The sequence below is a fragment of the Galbibacter sp. L-19 genome, from assembly GCF_056857615.1.
The window spans coordinates 185,754-199,333 of sequence record NZ_JBSXNL010000062.1; the positions used below are offsets into that span (position 1 = coordinate 185,754).

General features: G+C 30.9%; 10 protein-coding genes. 8 read left to right on the forward strand and 2 right to left on the reverse strand.

Features of this window, described 5'->3' with window-relative positions; translation table 11 throughout:
• Positions 1 to 64 precede the first annotated feature (64 nt).
• From AC13CQ_RS12285 to AC13CQ_RS12300, 4 genes are all read left to right on the forward strand, one after another.
• Positions 65 to 1,165, forward strand: coding sequence for a hypothetical protein (locus AC13CQ_RS12285; protein ID WP_482882924.1), 1,101 nt, complete (start codon positions 65 to 67; stop codon positions 1,163 to 1,165).
• A 37-nt stretch (positions 1,166 to 1,202) separates the two neighbouring features.
• Entirely contained in the window at positions 1,203 to 4,043 is a 2,841-nt protein-coding gene (locus tag AC13CQ_RS12290; RefSeq protein WP_482882925.1) for a type I restriction endonuclease subunit R, read from the forward strand.
• Positions 4,044 to 4,352: 309 nt separating this feature from the next.
• Positions 4,353 to 4,643, forward strand: a complete 291-nt coding sequence (locus tag AC13CQ_RS12295; RefSeq protein WP_456867957.1) for a nucleotidyltransferase family protein — start codon at positions 4,353 to 4,355, stop codon at positions 4,641 to 4,643.
• Between the two features lie 52 nt (positions 4,644 to 4,695).
• The gene (locus AC13CQ_RS12300; protein ID WP_456867958.1) at positions 4,696 to 4,983 is read left to right on the forward strand and encodes a HepT-like ribonuclease domain-containing protein; all 288 of its coding nucleotides are present in this window, start codon (positions 4,696 to 4,698) and stop codon (positions 4,981 to 4,983) included.
• Between the two features lie 130 nt (positions 4,984 to 5,113).
• Here the strand turns inward: AC13CQ_RS12300 and AC13CQ_RS12305 are convergent, their stop codons facing one another.
• Together AC13CQ_RS12305 and AC13CQ_RS12310 are read right to left on the reverse strand one after the other, a co-directional pair.
• Positions 5,114 to 5,446: a hypothetical protein gene (locus AC13CQ_RS12305; RefSeq protein WP_335587117.1), complete on the reverse strand. Its 333-nt coding sequence runs from the start codon at positions 5,444 to 5,446 to the stop codon at positions 5,114 to 5,116.
• Between the two features lie 124 nt (positions 5,447 to 5,570).
• Positions 5,571 to 7,256 carry an LVIVD repeat-containing protein gene (locus AC13CQ_RS12310; protein ID WP_456867959.1) on the reverse strand — a complete coding sequence of 562 codons (1,686 nt, stop codon included), beginning with the start codon at positions 7,254 to 7,256 and terminating at the stop codon, positions 5,571 to 5,573.
• A gap of 145 nt (positions 7,257 to 7,401) precedes the next feature.
• Between AC13CQ_RS12310 and AC13CQ_RS12315 the strand changes: the two genes are divergently transcribed.
• From AC13CQ_RS12315 to AC13CQ_RS12330, 4 genes are all read left to right on the forward strand, one after another.
• Positions 7,402 to 11,388: a response regulator gene (locus tag AC13CQ_RS12315; RefSeq protein WP_474507526.1), complete on the forward strand. Its 3,987-nt coding sequence runs from the start codon at positions 7,402 to 7,404 to the stop codon at positions 11,386 to 11,388.
• Between the two features lie 78 nt (positions 11,389 to 11,466).
• On the forward strand, positions 11,467 to 12,168 hold the full coding sequence (locus AC13CQ_RS12320; RefSeq protein WP_456867961.1) for an Hpt domain-containing protein: 702 nt from the start codon (positions 11,467 to 11,469) through the stop codon (positions 12,166 to 12,168).
• Positions 12,165 to 12,530 carry a response regulator transcription factor gene (locus tag AC13CQ_RS12325; protein WP_335587113.1) on the forward strand — a complete coding sequence of 122 codons (366 nt, stop codon included), beginning with the start codon at positions 12,165 to 12,167 and terminating at the stop codon, positions 12,528 to 12,530. Before AC13CQ_RS12320 ends, AC13CQ_RS12325 begins: the two co-directional genes overlap by 4 nt.
• Before the next feature lie 82 nt (positions 12,531 to 12,612).
• Positions 12,613 to 13,473 (forward strand): HEAT repeat domain-containing protein, encoded by an 861-nt coding sequence (locus AC13CQ_RS12330; RefSeq protein ID WP_474507527.1) that lies wholly within the window; start codon positions 12,613 to 12,615, stop codon positions 13,471 to 13,473.
• Positions 13,474 to 13,580 lie beyond the last annotated feature (107 nt).

A 13,580-nucleotide genomic window follows, 5' to 3' on the forward strand; every position in this document is an offset into this window, starting at 1 on the left:
TAGAATTGTCTTTGTTAAAGTGAACTTTAAACAAACTAAAGAATACTATAATTAAAACTATATAATGAAATTTACCTACCACCTTATTTTTGTATTATTTTTTCTAATCTCATGCTCTAATGAAACAGATGACGAAACGGATACCAATTGCTCCATTACACCTACCCTACTTACGGAAGAAGTAGAAAATATTACAGATGTTAGTGCTGAATTTAACGGACTAATAACCCCGCCAACCTGTGAGAGTACGGTTACTACTCAAGGTTTTGTGTATGCAAAAACTACCTTCCCTAAAACAGACGATACTGTACTAGAAATAAATGGAGACAACATATCGTACGAAGTAACAAATCTAGAACCAAACACCAAGTATTATGTAAGGACATTTTTTGTAAATCCTACAGGAGAGTATTACGGCAATCAAGTAGAGTTTACTACTTCTGTGGGAGATATAGAAATAGAAACTAAAAACATTCAAAATATTACCCACAATAGCGTAAAAAGTGGAGCAGTTATTAATAATGATGGCGGTGGAAGCATTATAAACAAAGGAGTATGCTGGAGCACCTCGCCAAGCCCAACAATAGAAGATAATGTAGTAGAAAATGATTCTGAAAATCTAGATTTCGATTCAGAAGTTACAGGTTTAACAAGTAACACCACCTATTATTTAAGAGCTTATGCTACCAACGAAAAAGGAACTACTTATGGGGAAGAAAAGATGTTTAAAACCATCACATCAAACTATAAGGTTGAGTTAAAAATAACAGGACATATCGACCGATGTAGTGTTACAGCAGAATATTTTTATTATGAATTAAATTATTATTTTGATGATAATGATGCCATTTTTGAACCAGCAGAAGGGTTAAATGAAACTACCTATAACCATTCACAAGAGGGAGCAGTTAATGAAGAATTAATAATTTCTATTCATCTTGCTCAGTTTGATCCTGACAATCCAAACGAAAAATTTATAGGGAATTATTTAGAAGACATCCCAATTGTAATTACAAATACAGAAACGAATGAGGTAGTTGTAAATACTGAATTACCCTATTTAATTATTTGTACTGATGCTTATTATAAAACTATTTTTAGCTTTAACCCAAATGATGGAAGCTATAATATCGAACAATTAACATCTAGTTTTAATTTTTTATAATTCTATTTTATTAAGAAATTAACCTTTTTTAATTGCTATGACTAAACAGCCAGAACAAATACTAGAAAATAACCTTATAGAGCAGTTAGCAGACTTAGGCTATAAAAAGGTTATTCTAAAAGATGAAAAAGAATTACTTGCCAACTTAAAAGCACAATTAGAGAAGCATAATAAAACTAAGCTATCCGATGCTGAATTTGCACAAGTAACGAATCATCTAAGCAAGGGAAATGTATTTGAAAAGGCTAAAACTCTAAGAGATAAAGTACAATACACCAAAGACAACGGAGAAACAGGGTATTTAGAGTTTATAAATCAAATTCATTGGTGCCAAAATGAGTTTCAGGTAGCACAGCAAATTACACAAGAGGGAAGTTATAAAACCAGATACGATGTTACCTTACTTATAAATGGCTTGCCATTAGTACAAATAGAGCTTAAAAGAAGAGGCTTAGAGCTTAAAGAAGCCTTTAACCAAATAAACAGGTATCATAGGCATTCTTTTTGGGCTAATACAGGCTTATTTCAGTATGTACAACTATTTGTTATAAGTAATGGTGTAAACACAAAGTACTATGCTAATAATAAGAAACAGAGTTTTAAACAAACCTTTTTCTGGAGCGAGCAAAACAACAAAATCATTACTCAGTTAAAAGATTTTGCCAATGTATTTTTAGAGCCTTGCCATGTTTCTAAAATGATTACTAAATATGTAGTCCTTAATGAAGCTCAAAAAATGCTCATGGTGCTCCGCCCTTACCAATATTATGCTACGGAAGCTATTGTTGAGCGAGTTAAAACTAGCACCAAGAATGGGTATATTTGGCATACAACAGGATCTGGAAAAACACTAACCTCTTTTAAAGCAAGTCAGTTACTTACACAACTTCCAAATGTCGATAAAGTAATATTTGTAGTCGACAGAAAAGATTTAGATTACCAAACCACCAAAGAATTTAATAGTTTTAGTAAAGGGAGTATAGACGGTACGGGCAACACCAATAACCTAGTAAAACAGCTAGAAGACCATACAAAATTAATTGTAACTACTATTCAAAAACTAAATACTGCCATTTCTAAACAGCGGTATTTAAACAGAATTAAGCATTTAAAAGAAGAGCGAATTGTTTTTATTTTTGATGAATGTCACCGTAGCCAATTTGGAGAAACTCATAATAGAATAAAAGCTTTTTTTGAAGGAGCACAGATGTTTGGTTTTACAGGAACTCCCATTTTTGCTGAAAATGCAGTTAGTAATGCCTTAGGTAAAAGAACCACAAAAGAGCTTTTTGAAGATTGTTTACATAAATATGTTATTACCGATGCTATTAGGGACGGAAATGTACTTCGTTTCTCTATTGAATATATCCAAACTTTTAAGCAAAAGGAACACATACAAGACCTTCAGATTGAAGATATAGACGATGCAGAAGTACTCAATGCCCCTGAACGATTGGAAGCAGTTACGGATTATATTATTAAAAATCATGCTAGAAAAACACACAATAAAACTTTTACAGGAATGTTCTGTACAAGTAGTGTAGATTCTTTAATAAAATACTACGATTTATTTCAGCAGAAAAAAGAGCAAGGAGCACATAACTTAAAAATTGCTACTATATTTTCCTACCAAGCCAATGAAGATGATAAAGATGCAAATGGGTATATTCCAGACCCAGAATTTCTTCAGGCAGCAGAACCAGATGCCGAGTATCAAAATGAGCATTCTAGAGATTCGTTAGATCGTTTTATTAGCGATTACAATGGCATGTATGGCACTAATTACTCCACAAAAAACTCTCAGGATTTTTACAACTACTATAATGATATTGCAAAACGAGTAAAAAACAAACAAGTAGATATTTTATTGGTTGTAAACATGTTTCTTACAGGTTTTGATAGTAAACCATTAAATACATTATATGTAGATAAGAATTTAAAGTACCACGGACTCATACAAGCCTTTTCTAGAACAAACAGGATATTAGACACAGTTAAATCACAAGGGAATATAGTATGTTTTAGAAACTTAAAACAAGCCACAGACGATGCTATTACACTCTTTTCTAATCCCAATGCTAAAGATGAAATTATCTTAGCCCCTTATGAAGATTATATAGAAACATTTAAGGAAGCATTAAAGAACTTAATTAAAGTTGCACCCAGTGTAAGTAGTGTAGATAAATTAAAAGATGAAGAAGAGGAATTAGAGTTTATAAAGAAGTTTAGAGCCTTAATGCGGGTAAAAAATGTATTGAGCACTTTTACAGAATTCTCTTATGAAGATGTGGATATGGAGGAGCAGCTGTTTGAAGACTATAAAAGTAAATACCTCGATTTATATGAAAAAACAAAGTCTACTCCCTCTAAAGAAAAAGTTTCCATTTTAAACGATGTCGATTTTGAATTAGAGCTTATCCATAGAGATGAAATAAATGTAGCATACATTTTAAAATTACTAGCAAATATAAAAGATGCTCCTGCTTCTGAAAAAGAGAGTAAGACCAAGGCCATTAAAGAAATATTAGCTAGTGAAACTCAGTTAAGAAGTAAGAGAGAGTTAATTGAAAAATTCATTCAAGAACATTTACCGCTTATTGAAGATACAGAAATGATAGAGAGTGAGTTTGATGACTTTTGGAGCAAGGAGAAAGCAAAAGCAATCTCTTCTATGAGTAAAGAGGAAAATCTAGATATAGAGCAGTTACAGGATGTAATAGGAGACTTTCTGTTCACCGAAAAGAAACCTTTGAGGGATGATGTTATAAACATGATGAATAAGCGCCCTAAGCTTAAAGAAAGAGCCACTGTAGCAGAGAGAATTACAAATAAAATAACAGAGTTTGTAGAAACTTTTATTAGCGGGATAGCTAGTTAAAAACTATTTTTATTTTATATTTAGAATAAGAATTACAGTATTATAATAAATTAAAAAAAGGCATACAATTCGGTAACAAAAGCTGATGAGTTAACTACATAGCTGGAAAATACTAAATATCCCAACCTTGGTTCGAGCCCAAGAGGGTAGCAAAATTAAAATCCAGTCTACAAAATAGGCTGGATTTTTTGCTTTTATAAGCTTTTGTAATGCAGGTTTAACTACATTAACTGTATTTTACGAATTTCCACTAAAAAGTCACTATTTACGTAAATTCATATTAATCATGTAATTTGCTATCTTTGATATATGCTAACACAAAGTCAAATAGACATTATTATTGATGCTATGAAACCATTTAATCCTACTAAAATTGGGGTGTTTGGTTCTGTGGCAAGAAGTGAAGCTACAGAAAGTAGTGATATTGATATATTATATCAGTTTAAAAATACTATTGGTCTATTCAAGTTAATAGGATTAAAACAGGATTTAGAAAAAAAGCTGAACAAAAAAGTAGACTTAGTATCCGAAAAATATATCAACCCGAAACTTAAGCCTTATATTTTAAATGACTTAAACATTATCTATGGCAATGAATAAAAATCTATTCAGGTTGGAGCATATACAGGAATGTATTGCCTAAATAGAAGAATTGGTTAAGATTATAAAGACCTATGATAATTTTGAGGAAAAATGGATTGAACAAGATTCTGTAATAAGAAATCTTGAAATAATTGGAGAGGCTTCCAACCATATTTCAGATGATTTAAAACAAAAATATCCTGATGTGGCGTGGAATCAAACGAAAGGGATGCGTAATTTTATGACCCATGAATATTTTGGACTTCAATTGGACACTATTTGGGATGCAGCAGTTAATGACATACCAGTGCTTAAAAAGCAAATTCAACAAATTATACAGGATATAGCTAAAGGGTAACATTTACCTCTGGCTATTTAGTAGTTTATGCAAAAATTGTGGTTGATCTGAATAAGAAGAATTCTACATTTTTGACACCTCTATATTGAATTCTAAAAATATTGAATCATTTACAAAATGGTTATTCCTATCATTCAAATGGAATTAAATGTGTAGTTATATCTGGAGGTTTTGGTATAAACCTTTCTAAATTATCATTATAAATATCATAATAATCTTTAAAAAAATAATTCTTAAAAGATATTGGATACACATTATCAGCATTAATTCCATCTACCTTTAGAATATATGGTATTAATTGCTTCTTTAAATTGTAAGAATAATTAAATTCATTAAAATCTAGCTTACTTGATGATAAGTAAAACGAATTTAATGAAGGCAACTTAATTGAATCATTAGCGGTCTGACAATATCCTTTCAAGGAGAAAAATATAAGAGATAAAACTAGTATTCGATTTTTCATTCTTCAGAAATTAAAAAATTATCCTTTTAAAATTATAAATAATAATTGATATCCCATCGATTATTAAACCTAATATTTTGCTAAAAATTAGGTGTGAAACTTAGAAGAATTGAATAAGAGAGGGTTATTTCAGGCTATTGAATGTATCTGTATAATCTCCGGTAATAGTTACATTACCATTTTTAGTCACTTTTCCGTAAACTGTTATGGAAGACTCACTCCCTAAAAATTGGAGAGTTGCCCCATTATTTAAAATCATATTTCCGTATATAACCAAGCTTCCTTCTATCTGTAACACTCCATCATTATTAACAATTAAAGCATTATACGGAGCTTTTGTAGTGCCTTGAGCTAATGCTCCTTTTATTAAAAATGTTCCTTTACTATTTACATTAACCCCTTTATTTACCGCAAGAGCACCGCAAAAAACAAGATTGGCCTTAGCGTTTACATTAACCCCCATTAAACTAGCAGACCCGCTATAAGCCTCCTCTCTATTAGAATTTACATTTAGCCAATACCCCCCTGTATATGGAGGGTAATCTGAACATACAATCCCGCTTCCAGAATCTGGAGTGGTAACTGTTTTAAGTATTTTTAATCCCTCTTTACCATCTGCAACAAAAATATAGTCATTCTTACTTTTTATATAGTTTGCAGACCCTTCTAAATTAAGAGTTCCTATGGTGATGAAATTATTTATAGCATCATTTATTTTATAAACAGAAACTCCTCCAGCTCCATTTGCAGTAAAAATATGTTCGTTCTCTACAGAAACAGCATTGGTAACAACGTCATTAGGGTTGATAGCCTCCTCAGAATCAACTTCAGGAATATCTATTGTTGCTACTTTAGATCCATTACTAATTTGGTATACCCCTAAGCCTTTAGGCCCCTCAGAAACCAACACATTATTTTTATAAAAATCAATGGTTCGCTTTGCTTCTGCTACATCTTGACTGGTTTCGAAACTATTGGTTTCATTTAAATTACTAGAATTATACACATGAATTCCCTCTGTACCACTCAATACAATAATTTTATTGTCGTTATAAATTTCTACAGCTCTTAAATCTGTTAAAAAAGCATCTTGATCTAGTTGTTGGGTATTTAGATTATATTTCCCCAAAATACCATTGTCTCCCGAAACTCCAAAAACGCCATTGGTATTTACCACAACATCTGTTGCTACATATCCCGGCATGTCCATTATAGTTAAGTTTTCGGTAAGAAGCCCATCCTGTAATTCCATTTTAAGTATGAAAGCTGGGTTTGCATCATCGGTACTCATTGATGGATTTGCTCCAGCCATGTATAATGCATTTTGATAAAAATCTAATGAACTTATATCTGTATTTGGGAATATAGCTTGTAATACCACTGAAGGATTTAACGGGTTTGAAATATCTATTACATCCACAGCTCCTAAATATGTATCTCCTTCCACATTATAAGAAACGTATGCATAGTTACCATTTATAGCTACATGTGTTGCTCTTAATACAGTACCATTATAAACTGGCGCAGAAACCTTAGCTATTTGCACAAGCGGAAGATCACTAGCTACCTTATCTTCTCCAGGAATTTTACTTGAATTTTTCTCAGAAACTTCTTCAGGATTCTCTAAAGGAGCTCCTTTTACACTAACCACCCCTGTAGATTTAAAATTTATACGCTCTGAAAGATTATTACTATTTAAAATAACATTGCTGTTTTCTGGATTCGGTAGGTTTGAACTGTCATCATCAGACTGACAAGCAATTAATACAATAACGAATATTAGTAGGTATATACGTATAATTTTCTTCATCCAATTCTTATTTTTTATACAGATATTACATATCTATAAGTTTACCTTAAAAATAAGAAAAAACGCTCATTTTATTAAAAAGATAACTCATTAATTCCAACAAAATATAATAACTTGTATTGCGAATTCCCAAAAAGAAATGCTAATGGTTCAGACCAATTTATATAAAAAAACCATATTATCTATAACCACTATTATCCTACTTGTATCTATTTCTGCTATTCTAGGATGGTTATTTAATATTGAAATGCTGACAGAAGTCATTGCTGGACTCCCTACAATGAAGTTTAATACCGCATTATCTTTCTTTCTTCTAACTATTACTATTTATTGTATTCAGCAAAAAGTAAATACAACTATTGTATTTGTCTTAAATATCCTATTAATAGTTTTATGCACTTTTACTTTACTGCAAGATATCGGAAATTTTAATTTAGGCATAGACCAATTAATTGTTCCAGATAATAAAGGGCAAATGCTTGGAAAACCCACTCCTGGAAGAATGTCGATGGCAACTTCTTTATCTTTTATCCTCCTTAGCATTTCTATATTTTCTATTATTGGAAAAAGCCAGAAATTAAAAAGAATAGTAGCTTACTTACCTCATCTCGTAACATTTTTTGCTTTTTTAGCTATAGTAACATTCTTTTTTGATATTCCTACCATAGATAAAATCATCTTTATCTCCTCAATGGCTATACATACGGCTATTGGATTTTTTATTGCGAGTATAGCAATCTCTTTAATGCTTCCATATTATGGAATTACAGAACTTTTTATTGGTAAAAAGATAGGAAGCCTTGTAATGCAAAGGTTATTTTTCCAGCTAGCATTAATTACGCTTATAATTTCTTACATAATACTTTATTGTTATCGAAAAGGATATTTTACAGCAGATTTTTCTATCACTATTCTTGGAGTCGCTTTTATTGCTGTAGCCTTATTAATACTCATTTTAGTGGGGCATTCTATAAATAAACTTGAAAAAGAGAGAATGAGGATTGAAGAAGAATTGCAAATAACAACCACTTATTTAAATGCAACTCCAGATCCAATAATTATAGTTGATAGAAATTTAAAAATACAGCTTTCTAACACCCTCATGAAAAAGGTTTTTGGTTATGACGAGTCTGATTTAATTGAAAAAAATATAAGCACACTAATTCATAAAGAAGACCAAGAAAAACACAACCTGCATATAACTGATTATATTTCTAAACAAAAAAATAAAGATTCCGATATTTCCGAAATAAATAAAGGCAATCATACGTCCATGATTGAATTAAAGGCGTTGAAGAAAAATGGAAATGAGGTTCCAGTGGAAATGACTCTTAATACAATTTGGACAAAAAATGGTATTATAACCTTAGTTGCCTTTCGAGACATTTCTCGTAGAGTTTTAGCTGAGGAAAAGTTTAAAGCCGCCAACCTGAAAGTATTAACAGCATTAGATGCCTCTATAATTGGGGTATGGGATTTGGACTTAGTTAATTCTAAATTAGAATGGGATGAAACTATGTATAAATTATATGGCTTACCTCCTAAGGACACTGAAATTTCTCTTGAGGTTTGGAGAAAATGCTTACACCCAAAGGACATTGACCGTGTGTTGAATTTATTTAACGATGCACTAGCCAATAAAGCTACTTACGATACTGATTTCAGAATTATTTGGCCAGATGGTTCTTTACATTACATTCGAGCTAAAGGCTCGCTCCACAGAGAAAATAATAAACCTGTAAGAATGTCTGGTACTAATTGGGACATTACAGCTCAAAAAGAATCTCAATTAGAACTGGAGAGTAGCACTAGACAAAACAAGGTTTTTATTGATGAAGCACCATCTGCTATAGCCATGTTTGATAAGAATATGGTATACCAAGCAGCTTCCAAAAAATGGTTAACAGATTATGGTATTACAAAAAAGGTAATAGGTAAATCTCATTATGAAGTATTTCCTGAAATAGGAGACGAATGGAAAAAAATACATCAAGAATGCTTACAAGGAGCAGAAAACACATGTAGTGAGGCTCTGTTTGAACGTGCTGATGGAACAGAACAATGGATTACATGGAAAATAAAACCATGGTATAAAAAAGAAAATGAAATAGGCGGTTTATTAATGTATACCGCAAATATTACTCAATTCAAAAAAAGTATTTTAGAACGATTACGATTGCAGGATATGCTAGATCAATCTAATGAAGTAGCAAAGATTGGAAGTTGGGAATATGATGAAGAAAAAGATTATTTAAGCTGGAGCGAAATGACCAAAAAAATACATGAAGTTCCTGATGATTATTCTCCAACCAGAGAGGATGCTTTTACCTTTTATCAAGAAGAAGATGCTGAGAAATTACATATTTCTACCGATAGAGCGCTGGAAAAAGGAACTCCTTTTGATCTTGAGCTCCGATTTGTTACTGCTAAATCCAATAAAAAATGGGTCCGTATTATTGGTCGCACTAAAAGCCTAGATAAAAACAACAAAGTATACGGAATTGTACAAGATATAAGCACTATAAAAGCTTATGAAGCATCTTTAATTGTTGCAAAGCAAAAAGCAGAAAAAGCAAACAGATCGAAATCAGAATTTTTAGCAAATATGAGTCATGAAATCCGAACACCACTAAATGGGATAATAGGATTTACCGATTTATTAATGAAAACTACGCTGTCCGATAGTCAGGAAAAATACATGCAAACAGTATACAATTCTGCAAACCATCTGTTAGACATTATTAACGACATATTGGATTTCTCCAAAATTGAAGCTGGTAAATTAGAATTGAGCATAGAAAAAGTAGATATTATTGAACTTTGCAGCCAAACGGTAGATATTATTAAACATCAAGCACATGCTAAAGAACTAGAAATCTTATTAGATATTTCCTCTACCATAGATAGATTTGTGTATGCAGATGCTATACGCTTACGCCAAATTTTAACAAACCTCTTAGGAAATGCCGTAAAATTTACACATCAAGGAGAAGTAGAAATAGCTATTAAATGCATAACAAATCCAACCGATAATGAAACTAAGAGATACGTTTTCTCCATTAGAGATACTGGCGTTGGAATAGCTTCTCATAATCTTACGAGAATATTTAAGGCCTTTGATCAAGAAGACGCTTCTACTACTAGAAAATATGGAGGAACAGGACTCGGATTGACTATAAGTAACCGCTTATTAGAACTAATGGGGAGTAAATTAGAGGTTAAAAGCAAACTAGGTAAAGGAAGTACTTTCTCTTTTGTAATTGACTTTAAAACTGAAAAAGGAGAATGTGAAAATGCAATAACTACTTATGAAAGCATCCATAAAGTATTAATTGTGGACGATAATAGTAATAACCGAACCATTTTGAAGGAAATGCTTCAGGTAAATAATATAAACTTTACTGCCGCTTCTAATGGAGTTGAGGCTTTAGAAATCTTAGAACAGAAAAACAATTTCGACCTACTAATTATAGATTTTAATATGCCGTATTTAAACGGAATTGAAGTTGTTGAGCATATTAGAAACAGTTTTAAAATAGGAAGTGATCAATTACCAATAATGCTACTACATAGTTCTGTAGATGATGAGTATATAAACAAAGCCTGTAAAGAACTTCAAGTACAATTTAACATTACAAAGCCAATTCTATATCATCAATTATATAATGTTATAAATCGTATTGAAAAACCAAACAAGGATGAAATTGAAGTTGCTACTACCAACCAGATTATATTAGAAAATATAAATTGTACCATACTTATTGCTGAAGACAATCCAGTAAATAAATTATTAGCTCGAACTTTAGTTCAAAGAATTCTACCTAAAGCTATTATTATAGAAGCTGAAAATGGAAAGGAAGCAGTAGCACTATTTAAGAATAATAAAGTTGATTTCATATTTATGGACATCCAAATGCCTTTAATGAGTGGTTTTGAAGCCACACAACAAATAAGGGGTTTAGAAAAAGAGAATAGCCATGTTCCTATTATTGCATTAACAGCAAGATCTATGAAAGGAGAAAAAGAACGATGTCTAAAACAGGGAATGGACGAGTATGTTTTAAAACCTGTAGTTTATGAAACAATAAAAGAAGTATTAATACATTATTTAGAAGAAGGAAAAATATTATAAAATACTTGGTTAATTCTTACTTATAACCTAACTTTTAGTCAAAGACCAATTGCTACCTTAATGTCAAAATATTTAAACATGCTATTTATAAATAGTGACCCATCAGAAGTTGATGCGTTTTCACTACTTTCTGAAAATTATAATTGGAACATAGAATCTTCAAGTAATAGTTTTCAAGCCATTCAGAGAATAAAAGAAAATCCTATTTATAATGCTCTTATAATAGATCATGCTATACAACCCCTTACCCCTATTCAGCTAATAGATTATTTAACTATAGAATTAGACATAAATATTCCTGCAGTACTTATTATAGAAGAAAGTGCTTCAGAAAATCTTAAAAATGAAGAACTTTTTCTTGTCATGAAGAAGCCTATAACTAAAGGCAAGCTTGATAAGATACTTTATTTTGTTAGTGAATCTGTTGGGAATTCTAACAATCAAATCAAGCCGTATTCTCTTGATTATTTAAAACAATTATCCGACAATGACACTGCATTTATATTAGAATCCCTACAAATTTTTAAAGACTCTGTGTATGTAAAAATTAATGAATTAAAACAAGCTATTAAAAATCTAGAATACAACACCGCCCGAGAAATAGCACATAATATTAAGCCTTCTTTTGAAATGCTTGATAATAATTATAGTAAAGTGCTCTGTAATAATATATGTTATGAGGTCAAAGATCAAGAAATCTCTTTTTTAGCTGAAAAGCTTTCTCTAGAATATACAAAGATTGTAACAGAATTAAAAAAGGAATTCCCCAATATTAAATGAAAAAGAAAATATTAATTATTGAAGATAACCCAATGATAGTCAAATCATTGGAATTTAAATTAACAAAAGACGGATATGAGATTGTAGTAGCTCATGATGGCCGGAAGGCGCTAGATATACTTAAAAATGAGACTTTTCAGCTTGTTATTACAGATTTGATGTTGCCCTTTATTAACGGTACAGAACTAATAGAACACATAAAAAATAATATTCCTGAGTTACCTATTATTGTTCTATCAACTTCAAACCAAGAAGAAATTATAATGGATGCCTTCAAAATGGGTGTAAACGATTTTATAACGAAACCTTTTAGTCCTAACGAATTATCGTTAAGGGTAAAAAGAACAATAGAAAACAATTAATTTTTTGGACTCCCTAGAAAATATAATAAATAATTGGCCCTGGATATTAAAAGTGAATACTTTTTTTATAGCTATATTTTTAGTGTTCATAATTATAGGCATAGGGTTTCTTACCTACTTCCGTATTCGCAAAAATAGACGAGAAAAACTTAAACATATTTATCAAGAAAATACAGATGAATTTTTAAACAACTATATGTTTAATGATGATTTTGATATAAAAAGAGAAATTGAAGACTTTAAAATAAAACACTTAAACACCTCCTTAAAGAAAAAAATAACCCTCCGACAAATTTTAGTTTACAATGAAAATTTTACTGGCGAGTCTTCCGTTCTCATAAAAAAAATATTCCAAGAGTTAGAATTAGACCAATTTGTGTTTGATATCCTCAAAAAAGGGGAATGGTATGATAAGGCACGAGCAATATATGCATTATCTGAGCTTTTTGTTATAAATCCAAAACTAGTAGCTCCCTACTTAAATTCGAAACGAGAAGAAGTTAGAGAGCAAGCCATTTATTATTTTCTAAAAACAGCAACCGAAGATCCGCTATCTTTTTTTAAGAATTTAAAAGAGGAATTAACACTATGGGAACTTATCTATGTTGAAGACAGCATAAAATATGTGTATTCTGGAAAGATTCCCGATTTTTCATATTGGCTAAACCATCATTTATCTACTGTTGTCATCTTTTCAATTAGAATGATTCAATATTTTAATCAGTTCGAAAATGTTCCTAAAATAACGCCTTTTTTAGATCATGAAAATCCTTTAATAAGAAAAGAAACAATTAAAGCACTTTATAAACTTCAATATGAAAACCTATTAGAACAAGTGTTAACCAGCTTTGAAAAAGAAGAAGAAGTTGTTAAAAAGGAAATAATAAAAGCTATTCAAGCAATAGGAAACATTACACTACTCCCCATCTGTAAGACAGTTTAAATATATATCTAATTATTTATGATGCTATTCTTTTTGTATTATAAATTTGATCAGGTGGTACTTTTCCTATTTCAGTATGCCTTCTTTTGGTGTTATAGAATTCAATA

Coding starts and splice junctions, on each gene's coding strand:
- AC13CQ_RS12290 (WP_482882925.1), top strand. CDS start 1,203: ATGACTAAACAGCCAGAACAAATACTAGAAAATAACCTTATAGAGCAG.
- AC13CQ_RS12320 (WP_456867961.1), top strand. CDS start 11,467: ATGCTATTTATAAATAGTGACCCATCAGAAGTTGATGCGTTTTCACTA.
- AC13CQ_RS12310 (WP_456867959.1), bottom strand. CDS start 7,256: ATGAAGAAAATTATACGTATATACCTACTAATATTCGTTATTGTATTA.
- AC13CQ_RS12315 (WP_474507526.1), top strand. CDS start 7,402: ATGGTTCAGACCAATTTATATAAAAAAACCATATTATCTATAACCACT.
- AC13CQ_RS12285 (WP_482882924.1), top strand. CDS start 65: ATGAAATTTACCTACCACCTTATTTTTGTATTATTTTTTCTAATCTCA.
- AC13CQ_RS12305 (WP_335587117.1), bottom strand. CDS start 5,446: ATGAAAAATCGAATACTAGTTTTATCTCTTATATTTTTCTCCTTGAAA.
- AC13CQ_RS12325 (WP_335587113.1), top strand. CDS start 12,165: ATGAAAAAGAAAATATTAATTATTGAAGATAACCCAATGATAGTCAAA.
- AC13CQ_RS12295 (WP_456867957.1), top strand. CDS start 4,353: ATGCTAACACAAAGTCAAATAGACATTATTATTGATGCTATGAAACCA.